The following is a 25468-nucleotide window of genomic DNA, read 5'->3' as shown; positions in this document are numbered from 1 at the left end:
ACACGCTTGCAAACACTAATAAACAAGGATTTAGGGGGATGCTGTTGAGCCAACCCCCCTTACACATCAATTACTGCAATACTTCGCGCCGATAAATAATTCTGTCATTACCCCGGCTGGAGCCGAAAATGGCCTCACCTTGCAGGTTGCCGTCATTGGCACTCGTTGGGTCAGACAACCAGAGGGGCTGCGACGGCTGTTTTGCCAAATCGACCTTGTAGGGAATGCGCACCGAGATGTCCGGCTTGGCAAAGTGGAACAGGATCTCCCCGTCTTTCGCCAGTGCAGCATCCCCACCCGGTGCCGAACTGCCCAACCCCAGCTTGATCTTGCGACCCGCCCCCAGATTCAGCTCGCGAGTCGCCGCATCAAAGGTGTGACTCGGATTGAGGAAAATGAACCCCTGATTGGCCAAAGAGAGCTGGGTACATTGATCTTCCTTGTTTTGCAGCCAGTTGCCCCCTTCGTAATATTGCATCTGCAGTGGAATGGCCAGCGGCGCCGAGGCAAGACCCGCCGCCGTGCCCGCCTGCAGGCGGCCATAATAAGCCGTCATGGTGTTATTCACCCGCGTAGGAATCGTCAACTGCTTGGCATTGCAGTTAACCCCTTTGGTACAACCATTCTTGATGCCAGGATTCAGGTCAGCATCAGCCATGAAAGTGACTGAGGGTGACTCCTCATCAAGCACTTGCAGGCCAAAACGCAGTAACTTAAAGGGCTCTTCGGGAGTAGTCAGGCCGGGATCGCGCTCAGAAAGCCGGGCAAAGCGGCTCTGGCTGTCAATATTGGCTTCGCCTGATGCCCAGCTGGCCATCATGCTCCCCACTCGATCCGTGCGATCAATCCCATCATGATTATTGCCTGCCACCAGATAGAGCCGCCCCTTCGCGAACTCGCCACCATAGTTTTTGGTCACCCCGGCACTCTTGTTACGAGCCTGTACCGTCATCTTGACCCCGAATGGCTGACTCATATAGCTGAACTGCCCGCAAGCAGGAGTAAGCACCCCGCTCAGCAAATTGAAATCCCAAGGGACAAAACGTCCCACCGGCACGCTGCTGGCGGGAGGGATGGTATAGCCGAAATAGCCCGTAGATACAGTGCTTCCTTCTGGCGGCTTTGCCGCCGGTGGCGTCGCCGTCATCCGGAACACTCCCACCTCGCTCACGGTCTGGCTAACGCTATTGGCACTGTTGGCCGCAGCCACATGGCTATAGGTGGTAGTACCCAGCGTTGCATTGGTGCCCGGATTGGGTGCCACCAGCGTACTGCCCAGAGCAATATTGGGCAGGGCAAAGTTGGGCGTAGTCTGATTCCCTACGCAGATATCCCCATCATTGGCCGACTCCCAGGCCATCGCCTTGATATCTACCAGGAACGTTTCCCCTGCTTTTTTGAATACCGGACAACTGCTGTCACCCACCGCGCAGACCCCTTGCGGAGGGGTTATACACAAGCCGACAGGACGTGCCACAAACGTGTCGGCCCCCGTCATCACCAGACCCGCCGTCTCACCACTGCCATTATGACTGGCTGAAAGCTGCATCTGACCCGCATCCGGGTAGGTCACTTTTTTCAAGGTCGCTTTACCCTGATTATCAAAAGTCAGGTTGAGGGTGGTTGGTGTTGGTGAAGAAACACTGCCGGCATAAGTTGCAATAGCGTTGCCATCGATGGAGATCTTGCTACCAAAGCTATTGGTATTTGGATTGTTGTACGTTCCCCAAAAGCCGACAGACCTCACGCCGGTAAATCCAGGCACACATTGCTTGGTAATGTCGTCTTTTTTGACCGCACTGATAGTCACATCCTGAGGCTGGTTGGAATAGGTATCCAGCACATCAAAGATAAAACCACTGTCAGCGAAGTCGATTGTGCAAGCACCGATCGAATAGGCACCACTGCCCATCCTGCACAAAGTCGAGCTTAAAGGTCTGGTCGCGGGCGTGGATCCTTCTACTCCCAGTGTTATCTTGCCTTTAATCGGGCTGCGTAAGCGCAGATCCACTTTCCCGCCGCTGAACGTCACTTGATCATTGGCTAACACGTTGCCCTGACTGTCGCGCCACTCTCCTTGCGCAAGTTTTTTAGGTAACAGATAAGCAGTCACAGGACCTTTATATTGAACCGAACAGTCACTATTAGCACAGGCCGTTAGCGTGACATCTTGTGGATTACAGGTCAGCGGCACACGACTGTAGTCAAAACGAAAGTGATCGATCTGCACATTCAATGGCCGACTTTTTAGCGCACATACCTGAAAATTATCGAGCTCATGGAAATTGGTTAAACCGCCAGTCGAGCCCGTCAGAGAGAGCTGAAAATCATTGGGCGTCGTTACCTGACCTTTTAGCTCAAAGCGAGGAATGAGGATGGTGAATTGATTTCCGCTGGTACGGCGACTGACTTCTACAAAGGTTTTATTACTCTGGCGCGAGTCAACTTCAATCCGGTAACGATGCACTGGGTTAGCACTACCGTTCCCATCGACTCTTGGCGAGAGGCAAGAACCGGTATTCTGGGTTCCATTTATACAAGCACCTGCAAGATAACTATAACCCGAGGTACCACTACCCGAACCTCGGATCACCACAGACTGGGGGCGTCGAGCCCCAGGTCCAGCCCCCCTTGGCCCACCTTCAGTAGAAAAGTTCCCATACTCATCAAGACCGATACCTAACCAACCACCGGCAAAACCGTTGACATTGCTGCGCGCGCCATAACCGAGAGGCCCGCCAGCCGCACCTGGTTGCGCTGTCACTAAACCATCTGACAAAACAACGGCCATTCCATCAGCCCCTGATCCACCGTATGCAAAGTGATCAAATTCCAGAACAACCTGATTGTCAGCGCCAGGGAACAGCATCTTGTAAGTCGCAGCCGTAGATTGGCTGTTGTCATTAGTGGTTAATTGCAGTCGCCCATTTTTGACTGAAGGCAGTGTACTTTGGGCTGCCGCAGATAATGCCCACATAGCCAGCGAATTTGCTGAATCAAAGGTTTCTGAACTCTCACATTTAAATGGAGGCACACCACCATCGTATATAACCTTACTATTGCCCTTCAAGTTGACATTCTTCGCACTCACTCGACCAAAAAGAGTCACATCATTCTCAAAAGTAGCATTACCCTCAACATAGTAAGAGCCAGCTAAGACATTATTACCTGTGAGTGTCACTGCTCCGGATATGTAAACCTCCATATCTGAATTAGCTGACAGCTGAGTATCACTATAAGCATCAAAGTCGCCTTTAACGAAAAGGCGTGTTGGAGCACTACCTATCAGTTTGATCTCACCGGAACTCAATTTTAGGTTGCCGTCAATGACATATGTCTTACCTGAAATTAAGGTTACAACTCCCTTATTCTGTATTGTTAATCCTTTAATGACATATGTATCGTAAAAATCAGAAAAACCCAAAGATCCTGGGCGACCATCATACCCACCTATGTTTCCAGATACAGTAATCTGACCTGCATCCCAACGCGAACCAACGGCCTTACCATAGTTAGACGTTTGCCCTAGTACAACTTGGGAAGGGTTTCCCCAACTTGGTATTGAATAGGTTTTGTTATCTGTCCCACCAGGCATTATCAGACTAACCTGTTTTTTACTCGAAATACCGGTTATCTCACACTTACCTGTGCCACAAGCTAACGAATTCATCTCTTCGTTATAGGCCCTAACTTTCTTAAAACATACTTCAAATCCATTGTAGTTATCTACACGAGCACCACCTTGCATATAAAGAGTTCCGTCTGCATCATGGCTCTGAATCGGTCCAGGGAAAATACTATTACAATCAATTGCCGCCCAAACTGGTGAGACCATGATGTATAAGCAAATGAGCAGAAATAAATTGCGCATCAGGGAGTTCCTCCATCATAAGCTTCGACCATCAGGGTTCGGCTCACGGCAAAATCAGGGTTGGCATTGTTAAGGTCCGAGCTGCCACAGGTTCCGACACTCTCGAGACGATAGCCATTGGTCACAGATCCGTTATAGGTCACCGGCACCGTGGCGCAACGAACCACAGCCTGACAGTTGGTCAGTCCGGGCGTGCTGGCAAAGCTCAGTGGGCTGCTTGCCAGGCAGACCGCTGGGGGGGTCGGTTGGGCAAGCGTGCGCTTGGGGAACAACCGATAGAGCGCCACTTCCAGCCCGCTCTGGGCGGCCAGCAGGGCCCGCACGCTGCGCACCTCCACGGTATTTTTCTCGCCGCTATCGACCAGAAAACGGCCCATGGCAGCCGCCAGCAGTGCCATCACCACAATCACAAACAGGGCGATCATCAAGGCACTGCCTCGCATCCGTCCGAAAGCCTGTGGATCAGGGCACATTGAACACCTCTATCTTGTGGTTGAAGGTGACCGACTCCCCCTTGCGTTCGAACACAAAGCGCATGCCAAACTCCCCTTCGGCGTTAAACGCCGAGGTTTCCCGATAGAAGGTTCCAATACGAAGGGAGTCGGCCATCAATACGCCTTGTGCAGGTAAGGGTGCCCCAATGGGAGCGGTAGCACGGGTCAGCGTGTTTCCTTCCACACAGTAACGTACCTGCTGGTTGGCAAAGTAGACCCGGCTGCCGGGAGAGAGGCCAGTCAGACTCTCGGTGCTGGTATAGCGGATGGTTTGCGCTCCGGATACGGGCGTCAGCACATCGGTAACCCTGGCTACGCAGCGGCCATAATCGCAGCCTGCCGTGAGCGAACCGACATTTTTGTCCGGCACGGGGAAGACGATCAGCTGATCATCTTTTTTGACGGCGGTGGCATCCACATCCAGCGGATTGGCAGCAGAAGCCGGGGTCGCCATCACCAGCTCAAGGGTAGCCGTGCTCCCCGACATGGCGCGGTTAAGTGCCAGATAGCGGCTCGAGGTGCTGATGGGCCAGAACCGCAAACAGGCACCGGTGTCGTCCCATGTCCCGCCAGTCGTCTCGATCCGCTCCGAGCCCGGCACCGCATCACGCAGTTCGCGGTTAAGCCGCTCCATGGCGAAGCGGGCATCGCTCATCAGCTGCTCACGGCTGCTGGCATCGCCATAAATCTGGGTACCGATACCGATAAACTGGCTGGTAAAGGTCGCCATTATCCCGAGCAGCAGGATGACCATCACCAGCTCGACCAAGGTAAAGCCACGATTACCCCGAGGTTTACGGTAGGTTCGATTGGCCGCCAGGCGTAATCGAACGCCGGAAGTGGTTACAGGCGCGGACATTCGGACAGGTAAGCAACACCCAACAGCGGAGCGATCCATCAGTAGTTCCCCCGATAAAAGGAGAAATCGAGCACGCTCTGATCCGGTAGCTTGATCTGCAGATCAATGCGCTTGCCCACAGAGCAGGGGGCGGCACAACTCTTGAAGGTGCCGTCGCTGAAATCGGCTCCACGCACCGCAATTTTCACCTGATAGTTGCGATACTCCTCGCTGCTGACTCCCACCTCAGTTTGGGTCAGCGTGTTGGCATCCACCCAGCTACCTGCGGTATCGAAATCATCCACATCGTTATAGGCATAGGATGCGGGCTCGCCATCCGGACCATAACTGGTGGAGCAGGAAGAGATGGTCACCCCAGCCACCTGCTCGCCACAACGATAACGACCACCGTTATGATCCGAATGTTCATCAAACGACTTTTGCAAGATCTCGCCGGAGAGGCGCTGGGCCAGCTGGGCGGCGCGTACCTGCTGCACCGGGTCTACCGCCTGCGGCGCCTGATTGATAAGCAACCCCAAAATGCCAGTCAAAGCCACCGCCAGCAGCACTATGCCAACGATCAGCTCAATCAGGGTGAAACCACGCTTAAGGGATCTCATGAATAAACCCCTCTGACTCAATCTTGATACGACTGGTCTCGCGACCATCACTCACCAGCAAGGTACAACCGGTGGCGCAGCTGCCTAGCGGTCTGCCCATCTGATCGAAGCGCAGCACGAAGTTGTTGCTGTTATTGAGGGAGATAGACATACCGGCAGAGGGGGTCACCAGCCGACCACGGGTGCGCAGATTATCGGTCCAGCCACCGCTCAGATCATCGCTGGCAGGACACGCAGCATAAGTACGGTGGGCAAAACGGGGAGAGGCAACCACCAGCTGGGTACAGCGGTTGGCAGGCTCATGCATATTGACGGTCTGTACCAGCCGCAGCCGGGTAAGCAGCTCGTCACGCACAGTTTGAGTTTCAAAGCCGCCTTTGCCCAGCCATTTGGGCACGGCAAAGGCGGCCAGAATCCCGAGTAACAGGATCACCAGTACCAGTTCAATCAGGGTAAAGCCCTTGGTTGCAGGCATGGAGGTTCTCATCAGGGAAAAGAGAAAGCGAGGTCAAGGCCTCGCTCAGATCCCTTTTAGTTGCCGCAGTTTTCAACATTAATGCTAGGTACACCACCAGCACTGGTCAGATTATTGTTGTATACAACCTGACACTGGCTGTTTGCAGCATTATTAGGTTTGAAAGTGCCATCTGAACCAGATACCTGATCCCAACCATCAAGGGTAACTGTTTTTTTCACGTCAGCATTCACAGGATAACCATACGAGGTCTGAATTGTATCGCCAGCGATAGAAACAGCTCCCGAAGACCCCTCAATCCCCAATAGAGCTGCCTTACTGTAAACAAGCTGCGAGGCACTCTGTAGCGATGCTTTAACGCCATCAGCTGCAGCTTGGCGTGCATCACCTTGCAGATTCAGGAACTTGGGTGCAGCGGTGACCGCCAGAATACCCAGAATGATGATCACGATAACCAGTTCGATCAGGGTAAAACCCGCCTGTTTTTTCATTTCACTTTCCTCTGTTAATTAATATTTGTGGTCACCTGACCGGATGCCGGGCGGTAACTGAAACTCATAAATGCATCAGTCTTGCCTTGCGGATCCTGATACTTGCCATCACTGCCCTTACTCAAACTATTGACCAAATAGTAACGGCAGACCGAATCCAGTCCATTACTGCTTACGGTGGCATAGTATTTCAGGTCATTGCCGCTACCGCGCACTTCATTGAAGCTGGCCGTAGCCTTGGGCGGGTTTTGCAGTAACCCCTCCCAAATATTGAGACAACGTTCGGCGGTCAGATTAGCGGGGTCCACATCGGGATTACCGCTTGCAACGGTATCCATGGGATAGCCGGGCGACAGCTCGCCGTTGCTGATCTGGGTATCGGTCGGAGTGGTCAGATAGAAGCGGCTGCCGTCATAGAGCACGGTATTGAGGCTGTCCTGTTTGGCGCGACCTTCCGCCTCCCATTGCGCCCGCACCAGTGAAACGCCGGTAGCAAAACCGCCAGAGACTCCTTCCACGCTGGCCTTCTTCGCTTCGTCAGTCACATCGAGAAAGCGCGGCAGTGCAGTCACCGCCAGGATCCCCAGGATCACGATAACGATCACCAGCTCAATGAGGGAAAAGCCGGCAGACCGTCTTCTCATCCCGTTTTCCGGCATTGTTGGTGCCATTGGTTTCATTGTCATGCTCCCTCCGTAATGACCCACATTATTTCATGCAGGCCCAAAAAAATCATGTAGTTGGGTCATATGATTAGTTTCATTCAAGGCTTTTTCATCACCCGCCCGTCAGAAAACTGATAAACCAGCCAATAACCATCCCACCCCATCTCGCAACCACTGCCATCGGGGCGGGCCAGAACCTGCAGGGGAGGCATGCCCCCCTTCGTCTCACCCATCAGAGCCAACCACAACTGACGGCAATTTTCCGAAGGGGATTGCAGCGGCACTAACCCCAGGGGCCACCCTCGGGCATCAAACTGCCACCCCTTGCCGGCGACATGCAGTGTCTGCGGGCGCCGCTCATCGAGCCAAATGCCGTGCAAACGCTGTGCCCGCTCGGCAAATTGCTCCCCCAGCAAGGTGAGAGTGAGCTGCTGCGCCTCTTCCCGGTGGCCCTGATAGCTACGCACCAGGGTCGCCACGATCACCATCAGCAGGATGATCACGGCGATCCGCCGATATCCGGTCAGCCAGCGATCATCCTGCTGCGTCTGTCTGCTCATCCAGCCCTCAACTCCACCGATCACTTGCCTCTTACGGTTCGCATCATGTCCCACCATTCAGGCGTGAAGATATCCAGTTCCAGCAAGATTACTTGCCGCGAACTGCGCGCATCATGTCCCACATGGGGGTGAAGATACCCAGTGCCAGGATCAGTACCATCACCGCCACGATCCCGATCAGGATCGGCTCGATGCGGGCGGTGAGACTCTTGAGGTCATAATCCACCTCCCGCTCGTAATACTCGGCCGCTTCGTGTAGCAGGTCATCGACCTGACCGGTCTCCTCCCCCACGGCGATCATCTGCATCACCAGCGGGGTGAACAGGCCGCTGCTGCTGGCGGTGCGAAGCAGGCTCTCGCCCCGCTCGATACCGGCGCGCATATCCCGCACCCGCCCCGCCATATAAGCGTTATCCACCGCATCGGCCACCAGGGTCAGCGCCGTGTTTAGCGGCACCCCGGCCTTGAGCATCATGGAAAAACTGCGGGCAAAACGGGCCAGCAGGGAGCGCTCTATGATGGTGCCGACGATCGGCAACTTGAGCTGCCAGCGGTGCCAGGTCAGCTTGCCCTTGGTGGTGGCGACCCAGCGGCGCCAGCCGAACACCATCCCCGCCAGAATGGCGAGCAGCAGCCACCAGTAGTTGACAAAAAAGTGCGAGGTGGCGAGCAGAATGCGGGTCGCCAGCGGCAACTCCACCCCGAATTTGGCGAACATGCCGGCAAACACCGGGATCACCATGATATTGAGGATCACCATGGCGATACCGATGGCGATCATCACGAAGCTGGGGTAGCGCATGGCGGTCTTGATCCGCTTGCGGGTCTCCAGCTCCAGCTCGAAATAGTTCGCGAGCTGCAAGAAGGACTCTTCCAGCTGACCTGTGTTCTCACCCACATGGATGATGGCGACAAACAGGCTGCTGAATACCTTGGGGTGCGCCTGCATCGAGCTCGACAGCGGGCGACCGTTGCCGAGATCTTCCCCCAGCGAGTGAAGCGCCCGCTTGAGCGGCTTGCTGTGAGTGCTTTCCTCCAGCCCGGCAATGGCGCGCAGGATCGGGATCCCCGCCCGGGTCAGGGCATACATCTGGCGGCTGAAGATCACCAGATCGTCCAGCTTTACGCCCCCTTCCAGCAACAGTGACCAGTCGATTGCAGCGGATTTGGCCTTGCCCGGTTTCAGTTCGGTCGGCATCACGCCACGGCGCATCAGCTGCTCGGCGGCCGCCATCTCGTTGGCCGCTTCGACCACGCCACTGGTGGCGTTGCCCTGGCTGTCACGCCCCTTGTAGGCAAAGTTAGCCATCGCTTACCCCAAATCCTCGGCCAGTCGCAGCACCTCATCCACCGAGGTGATCCCCTGACGGGCATAATCGAGGGCAGTGAGGGCCAGCGGCCGGTAGTGTTCGTGTTGACGGGCCGCCTTGGCGAACCCTTCCGCATCGTTGCGGCGCAGGGCATCCATCATCGGTTGATCCAGCTCCAACAGCTCGTAGACCCCGATACGGCCGGAATAACCGGTAAAGTTGCAGCTCTGGCAACCCCGGCCCTTGTGATAGGTGTGTTGGCCAGGCGCCTCGCCGGAGAGCACAGTGAGCCAGGTGGCCTGCCCTTCGTCGGGCGCCTTCTCCTCAACGCAGTGCTCACATACCCGCCGCACCAGCCGCTGGGCGACCACCGCCCGCAGGGCGCTCGCCACCAGATAGCCGGGCGCCCCCATGTCGATAAGGCGCAAGGCACTGGTCACCGCATCGTTGGTGTGCAGGGTGGTCAGCACCAGGTGACCGGTGATGGCGCCACGCAAACCGATCTCCACCGTCTCGTTGTCCCGCATCTCCCCCACCAGCAGGATGTCCGGATCCTGACGCAGAGTGGAACGCAGCACGTTGGAGAAGGTGAGGCCGATCTTGGGGTTAACCTGCACCTGATTGACGCGTGAGAGACGATACTCCACCGGGTCTTCTACCGTGATGATCTTGTTGCTGGACTGGTTGAGCTCGGAGAGGGCGCCATAGAGGGTGGTGGTCTTGCCGCTACCGGTCGGGCCGGTCACCAGGATCATCCCGTGTGGCCGTTTGAGCTGGCGACGGAAACGGGTCAGGATCTCAGGCGGCATGCCGGTCTCGGTCAGCGACAGGATGCCAGAGGATTGATCCAGCAGACGCATCACCACAGACTCGCCATACTGCACCGGCATGGTGGACATCCGCACATCCACATCGCGACCGCGCACCTTCATGTTGAAACGGCCATCCTGCGGCAAGCGCTTCTCGGAGATATCGAGCCCCGCCACCAGCTTGAGGCGCAGCACCAGCGCCTGGGCGATCCGCACCTCGTTGAGGATATTCTCGTGGAGGATACCGTCGATCCGCTGGCGAATACGCAGCACCTTCTCGTCCGGTTCGATGTGGATATCCGACGCCCCCACCTGAACCGCATCCTCGAACAGGGAGCGCAGCAGCTTGGCCACCGTCGCCTCCCCCTCGTCATTGGCTCCCAGATTGCTGGAGCCCAGCTCGAAGCCGGAGTCCTGATACTCCTCCTGCAGCTGTTCGGCGAAACTCTCAATCTCGCGGGTACGGCGATAGAGGCGGTCGAAATACTCCAGCAGCTGCCCTTCCCGCGCCACCGCCAGCACCATGATGCGCGGGCTGAGCAGGGCGGCGACGGCATCCAGTGCGCTCAGATCAGCCGGATCCGACATCGCCACCGTCACCTTGTCATCGGTGAGGTTGACCGCCAGCGCCCGATAGCGACGCGCCTGCACTTCGGGCAGCAGCGGCACCGCGGCGGCGTCGATGGTGAGGTTGTTGAGATCGAAGAAGGGCACATCCAGCTGGCGGGCGAGGAACTGCAACAGCTGCACCTCGCTGATAAAGCCGAGGTCGATGAGAGTGGTGCCCAGCTTGCGGCCGGTCTGACGCTGCTGCTGCAGGGCAAGCTGCAGCTGATCATCAGAGATGATCTGCTCTTGTACCAGCAGGTCGCCGAGGCGCATTTTCAGTCTGGGTTGTGCCATGTTTGCTCCGATCTCTGTTACTTCACACCCGTTGCCGCATCCGATTCCGCTTTGCTAATCGAACCTGCTGTTTATCAAGGGGTTAGTTGGCCAATTCGTTGTTCCAGCCAGTTGGTCGACGCCTCGCCGAGGTTGCCGTGCAGCAGGGCGTTGCGATAGGCATCGAGCGCCCGCTGGCTGTGACCCTGACCATCCTCGGCCACGCCGAGGCCAAGCCACCAGCGGCCCTGATCCGGCTGCTGACGCAGCAGCTTCACATAGAGCGCCGCCGCATCGGCATTCTGGCCCAGCTCCTGAGTCAGCCCGGCCCAGGTCGCGTAATAGTCCATGTTGCTGGCGAGATCCGGCTGATAACCGGACAACCAGCCAAGTGCCTGCTGCTGCTGCCCCTCGCTGATGGCAAGGCGGGCCAGCAGCAGACGAAAATCGGCCTGTTGGGGATCGAGCCGGATCCCCTCTTCCAGCAGCTGACGCGCCTCGGTCAGACGGCCCTCGCCGTAGAGCAGCCCCGCCAGCTGCTCGCGCGCCCCCTGATTGTAGGGATCGTGGGCCAGCACCTGATAGTAGTTGTCCTGCGCATCCCGCAGGCTTCCCTTGGCCATGGCGGTAGTCGCCTTGCGCTCCGCCAGTGCCGCCAGCTCCTTGGCCGACAGCTCGACCGTCTCGATCTTCAATACGCTCGGCTTGCGCGGCGCGCTGGCGACTGCCTGCTGCTCTGCCGCCAGTTCGGCGTAAAGCTCGGGCTGCAGCTCTTCATCGGTCGGCTCGGACTCGTCAACATCGCTGGAGGCATCAAAGGGCGCACCGTCGGCCATGCTATCGGAGTCACTCTCGCCTGCCTCATCATTCACCTCATCCTGACTTGGCAACGGCAGCGCGGCCGCCACCTCGACCGACTCGGACTGGCTGACTGGCGCGGCGGCCCTTGCAACCACATCGGGGGCGATCACTTCACTAGCAGCCGTCACGGTATGGGTCTGCTGCCAGTAGATCCAGGTTCGCCAACCGAGGATCCCCAGTGCCAGACCGCAGATCAGGGTCAGCAGCAACATCCACCATCCCTGCTGACGCGCAGGGGCAATATAGACGGCAGCGCCATCGGATCCTTGCTGACGCTGATCCAGATCTTTCAGCATCTGGTTGATAACGCTCATGGCCAGACTCCATAAGCCAGGGCGCACCCCAGCAACAGTAACAGGGGCCACCAGCGCCGTGGCGCAAAGCGGCTCGCATCGTCGGTATCGCGAATAGCGAGCCGTACCAGACGGCTATCGACCTGACGCACACCCTGACCATAGGCCAGCATCAGGCACTTCTGCGCCAGGATATTGATAAGTCTCGGGATCCCTCGCGATGCGCGCCACAACAGGCGCATGGCTCGACCTGCAAACAGCGGTGCCCCGCGGTAACCGGAGACCTGCAATCTGTGCTCCAGATAGGCGCGGGTCTCGTCAAAACGCAGCGGCCGCAGGCAGTAGGAGAAGCCAATCCGCTGGCGCAGTTGGCGCAGATGCGGCTTGGCCAGTCTGGCATCCAGCTCCGGCTGGCCGAACAGCACGATCTGCAGTAGCTTGCTCGATTCGGTCTCGAGATTGCCGAACAGGCGGATCGCCTCCAGCGTCTCGTCCGGCAGCGCTTGCGCCTCGTCGATCAGCACAACCACCCGACTGCCCTGCTGGTGCAGGCTGATCAGGTGACGATGGATACGATCGGTCAGATCCAGCTCGCTCTGATCCTGTACCGCCAACCCCAACTCCAGCGCCAGCGCGATGCGCAGCTCGGCCGGAGTGAGATGGGGATTGGGCAACCAGGCAAGCCGCACCGGACGCGCTTCCGAACCCAGCTCGCTGAGCAACTTGCGGCAGAGCAGGGTCTTGCCGGTACCCACCTCGCCGGTCACCTTGATAAAGCCCTCCCCCTGCGCCAGCGCCCAGTTAAGCACCTGCAGCGCCTCTTCGTGAGGCGGCAGGCCGTAGTAGAAGCCGGTATTGGGAGTGAGGCTGAACGGTGCCTCCTGCAGGCCGAAGTGGGTCAGGTACATGAGACCTCACCTGCCACGGCAAGCAAGCAGCCTGTGCAGTCAAGACTGCACAGGCCGTTTGGAATAAGGGTGACCGTATCTGGTGTCATGGGTCAGCCCTTGGCCGGATACCACTTGTCGAGCAGCTCGGAGGAGCGTTGCAGCTCGTTTTGCCAGGTATCTTTCTCCACCACGGTCGGCTTGAGCATGATCACCAGCTCCACCTTCTTGGTGCTCTCGCGGCGGTTGGTAAAGGCTTCACCCACCCAGGGAATATCCCCCAGCAGCGGCACCTTGCTGACGATCTCCTGCTTGTCGGTCTTCATCAGGCCGCCGATCACGATGATGTCACCGTTATTGGCCTGCACCACGGTATCGGATTCGCGGATCGAGCTTTTCGCCAACGGCAACACCAGCGTATCGCTGTCTGTCACCTTTATGGTCTTGGTTTGCTCTTCAGTATCGATAACGGAGGGATGGATATGCAGCAACACCTTCCCCTCTTCATCGATCTGTGGTGTTACATCCAAAGAGATACCTGAGAAGAAAGGGGTCAACTCTACATTGGGCGTTGTTCGGTCACCGCTCGTCGTGCTCACGGTTGTTGTCGATGCATTGGTGACGAAATATTCGTCCGTCCCCACCTTGATCACCGCCTTCTGGTTGTTGGTCGCGGTGACACGGGGGCTGGAGAGGGTATTCACATCGCCCTGAGTCTTGAGCAGGTTGACCGCTACATTGAAGTTGCCGTCAGAGACCTTGAAACCGGCGCCGCCACCCAGTGCAGTGAAGATCTGGTTAGGGGTGGTGGGTAACTGGGTATTGGCCAGTGAACCGCCACCGGTAATCCCCTTGTTGCCATCCCAGCTGGCGGAGAGACCGCTCCAGTCCACTCCCTGCTCATACCCTTCGTTGAGGGCAACTTCGATGATCCGCGCCTCCAGCACCACCTGCCGCTTGAGGTGACTATCGGATTGATTCAGGAATTCACGCACTGCCTTGAGCTCTTTCGGGTAGGCGCGAATGGTGACCAGACCCGCCTGCGGGCTGGTGATCACCGCGCGACCATCACCCGTGCCAATCAGGGTCTGCAGAGAGTCGCGCAGATCGGTCCAGTAGTCGCTGTTGGTATCGGTCTCGATACGGGTGCCATTGCTGCTGTTGCCGTTCGAGTTGTTGCCGGAGGAGTTATTGGTGCTGTTGTTGTTCGATGCACTGTCAAAACTGCTGTCGCTGCTGTTATTGCTGTCATTGGCCGTCACCCCGCCGGTGCTGACCGAGGTGCGGGAGAGACCACGACGGGACATCATCAGGTAGTTGACCGGGATGGTTTCGGTACGCAGACCCGCCGGATAGATATGGAAGACATTGCCCTTGCGCTGCACATCGAAGCCGTACATGTCGCCCACCACCGCCAGCACCTCTGGCAGAGTCACATCCTTGAGCTCGACGGAGACCAGCCCGGCCACCCCGGGGTGAACCGCCACGCTGTAGCGGGAGCCCTTGAACAGGGAACCGAAAAACTCTACCGCCTCCACGTCGTGAGCCGCGATACGCAGCCGCTTCTCCGGCATGCCGACCGGCATCTGCGGCCGGTTCAGCTGCAGCAATTCACTTTGCACCGATTTGGGCAACGCGGTCAGAGGGGCAGCCTGTTTCTGCTGTTCGTTCATGGCCTGTTTGAGAGCATCCTTCGCCTGGGTCGGCTCGGGGTGCTGATACGTGGTACAGCCTGCAGCCATCATGGCCACGGTGATCAGACAGAGACGGTGTTTTTTCATGTAATTAGGGCACCCTGACTTGCAATTAAACTCGATAAAGCCGATTCACCTCTCGAGAGGCAAGCACGACTCAAACCCGGATCTTGCTGGCAAACAGTGTTACCGCATGGCGTTTTCCCGCCTTTTCCAGCACCACGGCATCGGCATTGATGGCCACCAGCGTATAGCCGTCCACCTGTTGCCCGACCCGATAACTCTTGCCATTAAGTACCGCCAGTGCCGGGCCATTGCCCAGCACGACACTCTGCAGCTTCGGCAAACCGGCGCTGCTCTCGCCGGTCGCACGGGCGCCAACCGCCACATCAGCCAGCGGCGCGGTGGGATCCTGCAATACCTCGACCTGCTCCGCCTGAACCAGCAAGCTGAACAGGCAACAGCACAACGCAAACACTCTAGCCACGGATAAACTCCTTGCTGGTACTCAGGGTGTAGATCTCCATCTCCACCACCGCGCCGGGATAGGCTTTGACCTGATAGTCGAACTGCTTCCAGTAGAAGTGACGCGGCAAGGCTTCCAGCGCTTTAAGATATTGATAGATATCAAAATAGCCTCCTTCAAGCTGAAGCCGGATACCATGCTTGTAGAGATTGACCTTCTGCTCCCCCGCCATCAGCGGGGTCGGCTCCAGCGAACTGAGGGCCAGCATGTGAAGGTTGGCGGAGCGGGAGAGCAGCGCCTCCAGCACCAGCGGCATCTCGTGCGCCGGGATCAGATCGACGGTCTGGGCCTTCAACTCATCGTCGATCCGGGCCAGATCCGCTTCAACCTGCGCCAGCTGATCGCGAACTCCCTGATTGGGATCCCGCTTGAGCCGGGCCTGTTTGCCGAGGTTTTCCAGCTCCATGATCTCGAGGTCGCGCTCGGCGGCGCTCAGGGCCATGCGATCCTGCTGCAGGCGAGTATCAGCGCCATCGAGCCAGCCGTAGAGTCCGGCCGCCCCCAGCAGCACCAGACCGGTCAGCAGGATCAACACCCGCTCCCGCTGGCTCAACAAGGCGATACGCTGGCCCCATGCCTGCCATTGTGCTTTCAGGTTCATCAGGGTTTCTCCCGCGCAATGCCGCTCAACTGGAAGGTCAGGCGACCCTCCTTGTCACGGCCGAGGGTCAGTTCACCAAACTCCTTGCCCACCAGACTAGGGGTCTGCTTGAAGCGATTGACCCAGGCCGGCACATCCTGACTGCGTCCGGCAAAGCCGGAGAGGTTGATCCGCCCTTCGTTGATCTCGATGCGCTGCAACGACAGGTTGCTGTTGCGAATGCGGGAGAGATCCGCCATCACGCTGGCATAGCCCTGGGATTTTTGCAGGGTTAGGCTGCCCAATTGGCGCATCAGCCCCTGCTTGGCCGTCAGCTCATCCTGCTTGTTGACCAGTTGCTGTTGCAGCCGGGGATCTGCCTGATGGCGCGCCAGCTCGGCATCGAGCCGCTGCGCCTCGCTGCGCTTGAGTTCCAGCTCGGCAGAGCGCTGCGCCAGCGCCCGGCTGACCTGCTGCTGCTGCCAGCTGTAACCAACACCCGTCAACAGGATCAGCAGCAGCGCAAAGCCCCATACCAGCGCCATCTGATTGAGGCTGGCCCACTGCCGCTTGGGGCGAAACTCGGCGCCATAGAGGTTTATCTGACGTTTCATCACGCATCCTCCCCGATGGCGGCTGCGTAAGCCGAGAGGTATTCGACGCCGGCCAGCACCGCCTTGTTGGCCATGGCGGAGACGGCAAAGCCGAAGGTCTGCTCCATGTGGCGCACCAGGGTGCCGATAAAGGGCGAGGCGACGGCAAACTGCATCTGCCCCAGCTCGGGCAATTTCAGCTGGCCCGCCAGATAGTCGAGGGAGCGCTGGATCTCCAGCGCCAATGAATCGAGCAGCATGCTGTCCGGCTCATGTTCGCCAGTCAGGCTGGTGAAACCGCGCAGCTGGCGAGAGAAGCAGAGCCCGCCCTGATGGAAGACCAGCAGTTGCAGATCCTGCCCCTTGGGCTGCCACAGCAGCATGCGCACCGTCTCGTCAGCGTCATAGAGAGAGGTCAGCGCCAATTCGTCGCTGATGATGGATTGCAGGGTCGCGATGCCGTTGATGGCATCGGCCAGCTGTTGCACCCGGCTCTTGGGCAGGCAAATCACATTGATGCGCGGGCGACCGGCCGGCGGGGTGGGCAAGTCCACATAATCCATCGCCAGTTGCAGCACGGGTTCGCTGACATAATCCTTGATGGCCCAGGGAAGCGCCCCCGCCATCTCGGCGTCAGGCACGGCAGGCTTGTCGATCTGGATCTGTTGATAAAGGCTGGCGGCGAGGGCCACCCGCACCGTAGACTTGGCCAGCCCATGACGGCTGAACAGCTCGTTCATGGCCACTGCCCACTCCTGTGGGCCGTTGATGGTGCGCGTCGCGAAGACGGGGGGATTGCCCACCGCAGCCAGCATGATCCTGTCATTGGCCAGCAAGAGCCCGACCTGGCGGCTTGGCGTCGACCGTCTGAACAGTTGTTTCATGTAAGCCCGCCCATCAATAGTGATTAAATGTATGAAATATTAACATAAACAGCAGATTAGCCTCCAGATTAAAAGACGGACTCACCATTGCCAGCCATCCTTTCCGCCGAGCCAGAGGGTCAAGCCATCCTCCCTTCCCCCCTGCAACGCCTCCACCATCCGTTGCTGACCTGCTATGGCGTCGAGCTGTGGTGCAAGCGGGATGATCTGATCCATCCGGCCATCTCCGGCAACAAGTGGCGCAAGCTCAAATACCATCTGCTGCATGCCAAAGAGCACGGCAAACGGCACCTGCTCTCGTTTGGTGGCGCCTACTCCAATCATATCCACGCGCTGGCGGCAGCGGGGTGCCAATCTGGTCTTCGTACTACCGGTATCATACGGGGCGAATATGACGCCGTCAGTAACTCTACCCTGCGGGATGCCCAGCGCTGGGGCATGGATCTCGTTTTTGTCGACCGCCAGAGTTACCGACGACGGCAGGATCCCGACTGGCTGGCCCAATTCGATGCCCCCGATACCCTGATCGTGCCGGAAGGGGGTAGCAGCCCGCTGGCCATCCCCGGGGTGGCGGAACTGGTCGGCGAAGTGCCCTTCTCGCCGGATCTCTGGGTACTGCCCTGCGCCAGCGGCGGCACTCTGGCGGGCCTGATCGCTGGCAAGCAGGATCGGGAGCAGATCCTCGCCATTGCGGTACTGAAAGGAGGCAGCTTTATCGCTGACGAGGTGTGTCGCCTCCATCCTGCGGCTGCCAATATCCCCGGCTGGCGCATCGCGCTCGATCACCACGATGGTGGCTACGCCAAATTCAGCCCGGCCCTCTGGCAGTGGGTGCAGGATTTCAGCGCCACGACCGATCTGCCCCTTGAGCCTATCTATAGCGGCAAGGCAATGTGGGGACTGTTTCGCGAGCTGGCGGCAGGCCGTATCGCCCCCGGCAGCAAAATCGTCTTTATCCACACTGGCGGCATGCAAGGGCTCGCCGGGCTGTGGGAGCAGGGGCGACTGTGATCCCTGCCTTACGGCAACCGCAAACAGCATCGCAAACAACAGAGGGTCGCCCCAAGGCGACCCTCTCTCGTTTATCTCAATCACCAGCCGGTTCCAGCACCAGCCGCTGGGGCTCGGCAAACCAGGGCCCCTGCCCGGCATGCACCCCGAGGTGGCGCAACATCTTCCACTCGTCGCCACTCTCCACCCCCACTGCCAGCACCCGAGTGCGGGTATTGGCGCAGCCGCCTACCAGACTGCGCACCGCCATCTGGTTGACCTGACGGGCATGGATCTCCCGCACCAGGCTGGGGTGCAGCTTGAGGAAATTGATCTCGAACTCCTTGATGTACTGGGTGCTCACCACATCCTGACCGGCATGATCGATGGCCAGCTGGCAACCCAGCATCCGCAAGGAGCGCAGTGGCCGCTTGAGCGCCTCGAAGTGACGAGTCACCTGGGATTCCGAGAGTTGCAGGATCAACCGCTCGTTGGTGCTGCGCGGCAGCTGGAACAGGGCGAAGAAGAGCCAGCGCTGGAACTCGCGGTTGAGCAGGCTCTGGGCACTGAGGGTCAGGCTGATGGGGCAGCTCTGCTCAGATCGTTGGCGCAGCAGGGTGAGGGTCTGCTCCGCCACCAGCCGATCCAGTTGCAGCAACAAGCCCACCTTCTCCGCCATCGGCATGAAGATCCCCGCCTGCAGGGCACGCCCCTGCTCATCGTGCAGATAGGTGAGCAGCTCCTGCTGCAACACCACCTGCCCCCGATCCTGCTGGATCGGCTGGGTGTAAAATTCGATGCCGTGCTCTTCGAGACGGCGGCTGATCAGGGTACGCCAGCGTACTGTGCCCTTGCTGCTCCGCTCCTCATCCAGCTGCTTCTCGTAGAGGAACCAGCCGTTGTGCCCCTGCAGACGAGCGCTCTTGAGGGCCAGCTCCGCCTCCTCCTGCACCTTGAGCAGGCTGTCTTGTGCCTGATAACAGACGGCGCCGAGATAGACCGCCGTCTCCGGGTTGACCTCCTGCGGCCAATGCAGCCGTTGCAGGCTCTTGAGCAGCTGGCTGGCGCTATCCACCATCTCGCTCTCGGACATATTGGGCAGCAACACCGCAAAAACCTGACCGGCATAGCGGGCCTGCAGGGCGCCGTTGTGTTTTCGCACGAAGGCACCTATGGTGGCGCTCGCCTCCATCATCAAATCGTGCCCCAGCAGCTCGAACTGATCGGCCTCCAGCTCCTCCAGACAGGCGAGATCGATCAGCAGCACGCCGCCGCTCATCACGCTCGCCTCCATGATGGCGCTCTCCAGCCGGTTGTCGAAAAACAGCCGATTGCCGATGCCGGTCATCTTGTCGACGAAGGCGTTGCTGCGAATGAAGTTGTCGAAGCGGCTGCGCTCCTTGCGGGCATCTGCCAGCTCGGCGAGCAGATGATCGAGGGCCTGACTGGCGGCCACCGGCCACTCTTCGGCGGGGTCATGACTCAGTTTGGAGAGTTTGTCATCGAGGATCAGCTGGGCACGAATGCCCAGCAGCTCGGCCCCGCGCAACTGCTGGCGCAGCCAGCGGATGGAGTACCAGAGACCGAACACCACGATAAAGATGCCCAGCGAGATGCCGGACATCGCCTTGATGGAGTATTCCGCCTCCTTGAAGGGGCGCTCCAGTTTGAAGTTAGCCTGCATGCCGGCCTGATGAGGCAGCGGGTGGCTGTATGGCACCAGCAGCTGCTCGTCGACCGGATTGCGCACATCGCGGAACCAGTAGACCCGCTGGTTATTCTGGCGCACCTCCAGCTCTACCACATGGGCAGCCCGCAGCAGGGTGGGCAGCCAGTGGCTCATATCCTCCATGTCGTGAGCAACATCGAGCTGCTTGTCGATCACTTCGACCAACGCATCGACCTTCTTTTGCTGCAACTCCATGCCCAGCTCGCGAAAGCTGAACACCCCGCCAATCAGCACGGTCGCCATGGCTGCGATCACGCAAAGGGTGATAAATGAGACAAGCTGTGTAGTGAGTTTCATGCGCCTTTCCGTATGCCCAGCATCATCCATGTCGCCTCATGGTAGCAGCGGCGATCGGGCCACAGCTATGGATGAAGATCCCGCTTCTGCAATTTAAGCGGGCAAGCATAACCCAAAGCAGAGGAAGAATACCAAGGATGACGGGCTACAGATGCGGGAAAGGGCGGGATGACAGACAGAAAAATGGTCCCTCAAAGGGGACCAAAAGGAACACTCATATCAAAACTAACACTCTGTGCTACTGACAAAAAACAGATACAGGAGTATTGAACACACGGTGAGTCAAACCGCAGGGCTACTCTAATGCAGTTCGGATAAGCTGAGCAATTGTCATTTATGACAGGTCAGCGATTGAATCTAGCCAAAGTTAATAATAAAAACATTTAAAATCATGAAGTTAAAAAATCAATCAACAAGTTTGACAACTCGGACTCAAATTGATTGCACTAATGCTCTATGATGGCTAAGTCCATTTGTGTCTCATGAAACTGGCAGGTACTTCCTTTGCGTAAATCACCCGTCTGGATCGCTCTGTTGCTGTTCGTCCTGCCTGTCGTGGGCAGCCAGTTTCTCGGCCTGTGGTTTGCCAAGCCGATGGCCTTTCATATGCTGGAAGAGAAGGTTGCCGAGCTCAAGGGAGCCATGGCCGTACGCCACCGGGAGCTGGATGCCGCCATCAACAAACAACTGGCACAATTTGAGTTCAACTGCGGCGCCAAAGACATGGAGCTGCTGCGCGATCCGCGCTTCTACAGCGCTCATATCCGCCTGCAAGGGTTGGAGCTCGCTTCCGGCAACAGCTGCTCCAGCCTGGGGGTGGAGATCCCGCTGATCAAAGAGCTCCAGAACAGCGGGCAGAAGTTTGGCAAACTGGGGATCACCGCCACTGTGGCCAAATACAATACCGAGCAGGAGCTGATGGCCTTTTACCGATCCGGTGACAACCTCGCCTACTGGGTGCTGGATAACAGCTGGAGCCACGACCTGCTGCAACACCCCTGCAGCCACTGCTTCTATCTGGAGTTCAGCCGACAGGATACCGATGCAAGCACAGTCCACTTCCCCCGTGGCGACAAGGAGATCAAACAGGAAGAGAGCAATATCAGCCTGAGTTTCTTCGATCCCAATGAACTCACCAAACAGACGGTCTGGGCGGGAAAAGCGCTGGAGCAATATGCCCATGACCAACTCAATCACTACGGTCTCTGGTTTGGTATCGCACTCGGCGCCCTGTTAAGCGTCACATACTGGCTGCTGCGCAGCTATCGGCGCTCCCTCAAAGGACTGCTGCAAACAGGATTGATCCGCAAGGAATTTATTCCCCTCTACCAGCCGATAGTGGATGCCCGTACCCATCAAGTGGTGGGATTCGAGGCGCTGCTGCGCTGGCAGCGGGGAAACGAGCTGATCCCCCCGGGCACCTTTATCGAATATGCAGAGGAGCAGGGGCTGATCCTGCCGATGACCGAACAGTTGCTGGAGCAGGTGATCACCGACCTGCCGCAGCTGGCGCCAGAGCAGTGGGTCAGCGTCAATCTGGTGGCGGCCCATATCGAGCAGCCCCTGCTGCGCACCCTGCTCGCTCACAGCCAAAACCCCTCACCCGCCCGGCTCACCTTCGAGCTGACGGAACGCAAGCCGATCCTCGACATCAAGGCGGCCACCGAGGAGATCACCCTGCTGCAACAGATGGGGTATCACTTCAAGCTGGATGATTTCGGTACCGGCTATGGCGGCTTTGCCTACCTGCAGAGCCTGGGGATCCGCCAGATCAAGATCGACAAGATGTTCGTCGATACCATAGGCACCAACGACCTCAAGCGTAGCGTACTGGATGCCATCATCGTCTTCGGTCGTGAATCGGGCATGGAGATGATCGCCGAAGGGGTCGAGAGCCAGCTGCAGGTCGACTATCTGAGTCAGCATGGCGTCTATCTGATCCAGGGCTACTTCTTCGGCAAGCCCATGCCGCTGAAGATACTGACCCACTGGCAACGAGAGTGGCAGTTGCAACACCAGAAGGCCAGCTAACACGGAGATGGCAGGATTTGGCCGCGAAACGGTTTGGCCAGCAGCGCGACATCATCAGGTTGATGCTGGCGGTAGCGCCGTAACCCAGCCCGGCCATCAGGCGGATAAATCCCCCCTGCAGGCCCGGGCCCGGCTCCATGGTGAAATCAAACCGTCTCCTGCCACCCCTTATTTACATTCAGCAACAAAATGATCTGCCCTGACGGGGATAACAACCTTTATCATAAGGAGCCGGTTATTGCGCAACCGATAACCGTGTAGCCTGTTTATGTCATCCGGTCGTCAAGACCCCCAATAGAGAACCATTGCCTATGAAGACAGTTATCCGGCAAGAGATTGCCCTGCCCGTTGGCCTGCTGACCCTGCTCTTTTTCAAGACCCTGGGCAGTGACCTGCTGACAGAGACAACTCCGCTCGGGATCTATCTTCCGGTTTCGGCGGCACTACTGGCCATCGTCACCTGGGCCATCTTCTCGGTGGTGCGCCACTCCGATGCCCTCGCCATCAAGCTGGGCGAGCCCTTCGGCACTCTGATCCTCACCCTGTCGGTCATCTCGCTGGAAGTGGTGATGATCTCCTCGGTGATGCTGACCGGTGAACCCAACCCCACCATGGCCCGCGATACCATGTTTGCGGTAGTGATGCTGGTGAGTACCGGTCTGGTGGGCTTCACCCTGCTGTTTGGCGGCTGGCGCTACCACACCCAGAGCTTCAATCTGGACGGGGTGAAATCCTATCTGGTGGCCATCATCCCGCTGGCCCTGCTCTGTCTGGTGCTGCCCAACTTCACCGAGGGCGGTGCAATCGGCAGTATGTCGCGCGCCATGTCGTGGATGCTGATCATCATCTCGATCTTGCTCTACGGGGTCTTTCTGCTCATCCAGACCCGCAGCCACAGCCACTTCTTCGTCGACAGCGATCACGAGGACTACGAGGAGCACCACGGCCCGCTGCAGAGCAACGTCTATCACACCATCCTGCTGATCGCCTACCTGCTGGTAGTGATCCTGCTTGCCAAGACCCTGGCCATCCCCATCAACTACGGGGTGCATGTCATGGACGCGCCCGCAGCACTGGGCGGCTTTATCGTCGCCTGCATCGTGCTGGCCCCCGAAGCAGTCGGCGCCATCAAGGCCGCCTTCAACAACCAGCTGCAACGGGCCATGAACCTCTACTTCGGCTCTGTGCTGGCCACCATCGCCCTCACCGTGCCTGCAGTGCTCTTTATCGGCTCCATGCTGGGTCAGGAGGTGCGCCTCGGCCTCTCCCCCGCCGATATGGTACTGCTGGTCACGACCTTGATGGTCTGTAAAGTGACCTTCAGCAGCGGCCGCACCAATGTGCTCCATGGTGCGACCCATCTGGTGTTGTTCGTGGTCTATCTGTTCCTGATGTTCGAACACGAATAACCACATCCAGCCAACACCAGAAATGCAAAGACCGCCCGATGGGCGGTCTTTTGTTATCTGCTCCCGGCTGTCACCGGCGCCTGTGAAGCGGTTTCCCCCTCATCCCCTACCCTTCGCCCACCAGGGGAGAAGGGTACTCAGGTTCACAGGCTGGGCAGCACCCCAGCCGGGATCAGGTCGTTGTAGCTGGCACGTCCCAACAGGGCGGCGGCAGCTTCGATATCCGGCGCGAAGTACCTGTCCTTGTCGTAGAAGCTCACCTCTGCCCGCAGTCGTCCCTTGGCCAGCTCGATCAGCTCGGTACTGCGCAGCGGCGCGCGGAAATCGAGCCCCTGTGCCGCCGCCAGCAGTTCAACTGCCAGAATGCCGCGGGTGTTCTCGGCCATATCGGCAAGCCGGCGGCCAGCGAAGGTCGCCATGGAGACGTGATCCTCCTGATTGGCCGACGTAGGCAGGCTGTCCACCGATGCGGGATGGGCCAGGGTCTTGTTCTCGGAGGCCAGCGCCGCCGAGGTGACCTGAGCGATCATAAAGCCGGAGTTGACCCCGCCGTTGTTGACCAGAAACGCCGGCAGACCGGACATCCGAGAGTCAATCAGCAGTGCCATCCGCCGCTCGGAGAGCGAGCCGATTTCGGCGATGGCCAGCGCCAGATTATCGGCGGCGAAGGCCACCGGTTCGGCATGGAAGTTGCCACCGGAGATGATCTCCTCATCCTCGGCAAACACCAGCGGGTTGTCGGAGACCGCGTTGGCCTCGCACACCAGCACCTCGGCGGCGTGGCGGATCTGGGTCAGACAAGCCCCCATCACCTGCGGCTGGCAGCGCAATGAGTAGGGATCCTGCACCTTCTCGCAGTTGTGATGGGACATGCCGATCTCGCTGCCATCCACCAGCAGGTGGCGATAGCAGGCGGCCGCATCGATCTGGCCACGCTGACCGCGCACCGCGTGGATGCGGGCATCGAACGGCCGGCGGCTGCCAAGGGCGGCCTCCACACTCATAGCACCTATGGTGATGGCACCGGCGTAGAGATCCTCGGCATGGAACAGCCCTTCCAGCGCAAAGGCGGTGCTCGCCTGAGTGCCGTTGAGCAGGGCCAGCCCCTCTTTCGGCGCCAGCGCGATGGGCTCCAGCCCGGCAATTTTCAGCGCAGTGGCGGCGTCGATCAGCTCGCCCTTGTGGCGAGCCTTGCCTTCACCGATCAGCAAGCAGCTCATATGGGCCAGCGGCGCCAGATCGCCGGAGGCACCGACGGAGCCCTTCTTCGGTACCACCGGATAGACTTCGGCGTTGATAAGGGTCATCAGGGCCTCAAGCACCGTCAGCCGGATGCCGGAGAAGCCCCGCGCCAGCGAGTTGAGCTTGAGCACCATCATCAACCGTACAGTGGCGTCATCCATGTATTCGCCGATGCCAGCGGCATGGGAGAGCACGATGGAACGCTGCAGCTCGTCCAGCTGCTCCACCGGAATGCGGGTGTTGGCCAGCAGGCCAAAGCCGGTATTGATGCCATACACCACCCGGTTCTGCTCGATCACCTTGGTAACTAAGGCAGCTGAGGCGTGGATCCCCGGCAGCGCGGCCGGATCCAGTGAAACATGTACCGGCTCGCGGCTGACGCGGCGCAGGGTGGCAAGATCCAGCTCGCCCGGAGTAATAGTCAATTCAAACATGGT

General features: G+C 58.5%; 22 protein-coding genes. 3 read left to right on the top strand and 19 right to left on the bottom strand.

Going from position 1 to position 25468, the window contains the following annotated elements:
• Positions 1–70 precede the first annotated feature (70 nt).
• The 17 genes from ACB040_RS10600 to ACB040_RS10520 all read right to left on the bottom strand — a co-directional run bounded on the left by ACB040_RS10600 (position 71) and on the right by ACB040_RS10520 (position 17333).
• Positions 71–3871: a DUF6701 domain-containing protein gene (locus tag ACB040_RS10600; protein WP_338772845.1), complete on the bottom strand. Its 3801-nt coding sequence runs from the start codon at positions 3869–3871 to the stop codon at positions 71–73.
• Positions 3871–4296 (bottom strand): MSHA biogenesis protein MshP, encoded by a 426-nt coding sequence (locus ACB040_RS10595; RefSeq protein WP_236358246.1) that lies wholly within the window; start codon positions 4294–4296, stop codon positions 3871–3873. Before ACB040_RS10595 ends, ACB040_RS10600 begins: the two co-directional genes overlap by 1 nt.
• Before the next feature lie 37 nt (positions 4297–4333).
• Complete coding sequence (locus ACB040_RS10590) at positions 4334–5263, bottom strand: type II secretion system protein (RefSeq protein WP_338772849.1); 930 nt, start codon at positions 5261–5263, stop codon at positions 4334–4336.
• Positions 5263–5823 (bottom strand): prepilin-type N-terminal cleavage/methylation domain-containing protein, encoded by a 561-nt coding sequence (locus ACB040_RS10585; RefSeq protein WP_201954087.1) that lies wholly within the window; start codon positions 5821–5823, stop codon positions 5263–5265. Before ACB040_RS10585 ends, ACB040_RS10590 begins: the two co-directional genes overlap by 1 nt.
• Positions 5810–6298, bottom strand: coding sequence for a prepilin-type N-terminal cleavage/methylation domain-containing protein (locus tag ACB040_RS10580; RefSeq protein ID WP_270657095.1), 489 nt, complete (start codon positions 6296–6298; stop codon positions 5810–5812). The genes ACB040_RS10585 and ACB040_RS10580 overlap by 14 nt, the downstream gene beginning before the upstream one ends.
• Before the next feature lie 56 nt (positions 6299–6354).
• A complete protein-coding gene (locus ACB040_RS10575) occupies positions 6355–6789 on the bottom strand; it encodes a prepilin-type N-terminal cleavage/methylation domain-containing protein (RefSeq protein WP_270657096.1) in 435 nt (144 codons plus the stop codon).
• A gap of 14 nt (positions 6790–6803) precedes the next feature.
• Positions 6804–7475, bottom strand: coding sequence for a prepilin-type N-terminal cleavage/methylation domain-containing protein (locus ACB040_RS10570; RefSeq protein ID WP_005348617.1), 672 nt, complete (start codon positions 7473–7475; stop codon positions 6804–6806).
• A 77-nt stretch (positions 7476–7552) separates the two neighbouring features.
• Positions 7553–8014 carry a hypothetical protein gene (locus ACB040_RS10565; protein WP_005340030.1) on the bottom strand — a complete coding sequence of 154 codons (462 nt, stop codon included), beginning with the start codon at positions 8012–8014 and terminating at the stop codon, positions 7553–7555.
• A gap of 88 nt (positions 8015–8102) precedes the next feature.
• Positions 8103–9323 carry a type II secretion system F family protein gene (locus ACB040_RS10560; protein WP_371154715.1) on the bottom strand — a complete coding sequence of 407 codons (1221 nt, stop codon included), beginning with the start codon at positions 9321–9323 and terminating at the stop codon, positions 8103–8105.
• 3 nt (positions 9324–9326) lie between these two features.
• Entirely contained in the window at positions 9327–11036 is a 1710-nt protein-coding gene (gene mshE / locus ACB040_RS10555) for an MSHA fimbrial ATPase MshE (protein WP_005348611.1), read from the bottom strand.
• Between the two features lie 74 nt (positions 11037–11110).
• Positions 11111–12190 (bottom strand): tetratricopeptide repeat protein, encoded by a 1080-nt coding sequence (locus ACB040_RS10550; protein ID WP_371154718.1) that lies wholly within the window; start codon positions 12188–12190, stop codon positions 11111–11113.
• Positions 12187–13077 (bottom strand): MSHA fimbrial biogenesis protein MshM, encoded by an 891-nt coding sequence (gene mshM / locus ACB040_RS10545; RefSeq protein WP_371154720.1) that lies wholly within the window; start codon positions 13075–13077, stop codon positions 12187–12189. The genes ACB040_RS10550 and mshM overlap by 4 nt, the downstream gene beginning before the upstream one ends.
• Positions 13078–13169: 92 nt before the next feature.
• Entirely contained in the window at positions 13170–14837 is a 1668-nt protein-coding gene (gene mshL, locus ACB040_RS10540) for a pilus (MSHA type) biogenesis protein MshL (RefSeq protein WP_043826241.1), read from the bottom strand.
• 70 nt (positions 14838–14907) lie between these two features.
• Positions 14908–15237: an MSHA biogenesis protein MshK gene (locus ACB040_RS10535; protein WP_005342886.1), complete on the bottom strand. Its 330-nt coding sequence runs from the start codon at positions 15235–15237 to the stop codon at positions 14908–14910.
• On the bottom strand, positions 15230–15877 hold the full coding sequence (locus ACB040_RS10530) for an MSHA biogenesis protein MshJ (RefSeq protein ID WP_219595028.1): 648 nt from the start codon (positions 15875–15877) through the stop codon (positions 15230–15232). The genes ACB040_RS10535 and ACB040_RS10530 overlap by 8 nt, the downstream gene beginning before the upstream one ends.
• Positions 15877–16470: a PilN domain-containing protein gene (locus ACB040_RS10525; RefSeq protein ID WP_005348605.1), complete on the bottom strand. Its 594-nt coding sequence runs from the start codon at positions 16468–16470 to the stop codon at positions 15877–15879. The genes ACB040_RS10530 and ACB040_RS10525 overlap by 1 nt, the downstream gene beginning before the upstream one ends.
• Positions 16470–17333 carry a hypothetical protein gene (locus ACB040_RS10520; RefSeq protein ID WP_005340015.1) on the bottom strand — a complete coding sequence of 288 codons (864 nt, stop codon included), beginning with the start codon at positions 17331–17333 and terminating at the stop codon, positions 16470–16472. The genes ACB040_RS10525 and ACB040_RS10520 overlap by 1 nt, the downstream gene beginning before the upstream one ends.
• An 87-nt stretch (positions 17334–17420) precedes the next feature.
• Here ACB040_RS10520 and ACB040_RS10515 point away from each other — a divergent pair, with 87 nt between their 5' ends.
• Positions 17421–18344, top strand: a complete 924-nt coding sequence (locus ACB040_RS10515; RefSeq protein WP_338772864.1) for a pyridoxal-phosphate dependent enzyme — start codon at positions 17421–17423, stop codon at positions 18342–18344.
• Between the two features lie 76 nt (positions 18345–18420).
• Here ACB040_RS10515 and ACB040_RS10510 read toward each other — a convergent pair whose 3' ends face one another.
• Positions 18421–20349, bottom strand: a complete 1929-nt coding sequence (locus ACB040_RS10510) for an EAL domain-containing protein (RefSeq protein ID WP_338772866.1) — start codon at positions 20347–20349, stop codon at positions 18421–18423.
• A 504-nt stretch (positions 20350–20853) separates the two neighbouring features.
• On the opposite strand from ACB040_RS10510, the gene ACB040_RS10505 reads away from it, so the two are divergent.
• Both ACB040_RS10505 and ACB040_RS10500 read left to right on the top strand, forming a co-directional pair.
• Complete coding sequence (locus ACB040_RS10505) at positions 20854–22380, top strand: EAL domain-containing protein (RefSeq protein ID WP_371154724.1); 1527 nt, start codon at positions 20854–20856, stop codon at positions 22378–22380.
• Between the two features lie 311 nt (positions 22381–22691).
• Positions 22692–23789, top strand: a complete 1098-nt coding sequence (locus ACB040_RS10500) for a calcium:proton antiporter (RefSeq protein ID WP_371154726.1) — start codon at positions 22692–22694, stop codon at positions 23787–23789.
• Positions 23790–23932: 143 nt separating this feature from the next.
• On the opposite strand, the gene hutH is transcribed toward ACB040_RS10500, so the two are convergent.
• Positions 23933–25465: a histidine ammonia-lyase gene (gene hutH, locus ACB040_RS10495; protein WP_371154728.1), complete on the bottom strand. Its 1533-nt coding sequence runs from the start codon at positions 25463–25465 to the stop codon at positions 23933–23935.
• Positions 25466–25468: the final 3 nt, after the last annotated feature.

Source organism: Aeromonas sp. S11(2024) (assembly GCF_041402345.1).
Classification (GTDB): Bacteria; Pseudomonadota; Gammaproteobacteria; order Enterobacterales; family Aeromonadaceae; genus Aeromonas; species Aeromonas veronii.
This window is presented reverse-complemented; position numbering and strand designations above follow the sequence as displayed.

Coding starts and splice junctions, on each gene's coding strand:
- ACB040_RS10600 (WP_338772845.1), bottom strand. CDS start 3,871: ATGCGCAATTTATTTCTGCTCATTTGCTTATACATCATGGTCTCACCA.
- ACB040_RS10595 (WP_236358246.1), bottom strand. CDS start 4,296: ATGATCGCCCTGTTTGTGATTGTGGTGATGGCACTGCTGGCGGCTGCC.
- ACB040_RS10590 (WP_338772849.1), bottom strand. CDS start 5,263: ATGGATCGCTCCGCTGTTGGGTGTTGCTTACCTGTCCGAATGTCCGCG.
- ACB040_RS10585 (WP_201954087.1), bottom strand. CDS start 5,823: ATGAGATCCCTTAAGCGTGGTTTCACCCTGATTGAGCTGATCGTTGGC.
- ACB040_RS10580 (WP_270657095.1), bottom strand. CDS start 6,298: ATGCCTGCAACCAAGGGCTTTACCCTGATTGAACTGGTACTGGTGATC.
- ACB040_RS10575 (WP_270657096.1), bottom strand. CDS start 6,789: ATGAAAAAACAGGCGGGTTTTACCCTGATCGAACTGGTTATCGTGATC.
- ACB040_RS10570 (WP_005348617.1), bottom strand. CDS start 7,475: ATGACAATGAAACCAATGGCACCAACAATGCCGGAAAACGGGATGAGA.
- ACB040_RS10565 (WP_005340030.1), bottom strand. CDS start 8,014: ATGAGCAGACAGACGCAGCAGGATGATCGCTGGCTGACCGGATATCGG.
- ACB040_RS10560 (WP_371154715.1), bottom strand. CDS start 9,323: ATGGCTAACTTTGCCTACAAGGGGCGTGACAGCCAGGGCAACGCCACC.
- mshE (WP_005348611.1), bottom strand. CDS start 11,036: ATGGCACAACCCAGACTGAAAATGCGCCTCGGCGACCTGCTGGTACAA.
- ACB040_RS10550 (WP_371154718.1), bottom strand. CDS start 12,190: ATGAGCGTTATCAACCAGATGCTGAAAGATCTGGATCAGCGTCAGCAA.
- mshM (WP_371154720.1), bottom strand. CDS start 13,077: ATGTACCTGACCCACTTCGGCCTGCAGGAGGCACCGTTCAGCCTCACT.
- mshL (WP_043826241.1), bottom strand. CDS start 14,837: ATGAAAAAACACCGTCTCTGTCTGATCACCGTGGCCATGATGGCTGCA.
- ACB040_RS10530 (WP_219595028.1), bottom strand. CDS start 15,877: ATGAACCTGAAAGCACAATGGCAGGCATGGGGCCAGCGTATCGCCTTG.
- ACB040_RS10525 (WP_005348605.1), bottom strand. CDS start 16,470: ATGAAACGTCAGATAAACCTCTATGGCGCCGAGTTTCGCCCCAAGCGG.
- ACB040_RS10520 (WP_005340015.1), bottom strand. CDS start 17,333: ATGAAACAACTGTTCAGACGGTCGACGCCAAGCCGCCAGGTCGGGCTC.
- ACB040_RS10510 (WP_338772866.1), bottom strand. CDS start 20,349: ATGAAACTCACTACACAGCTTGTCTCATTTATCACCCTTTGCGTGATC.
- ACB040_RS10500 (WP_371154726.1), top strand. CDS start 22,692: ATGAAGACAGTTATCCGGCAAGAGATTGCCCTGCCCGTTGGCCTGCTG.
- hutH (WP_371154728.1), bottom strand. CDS start 25,465: ATGTTTGAATTGACTATTACTCCGGGCGAGCTGGATCTTGCCACCCTG.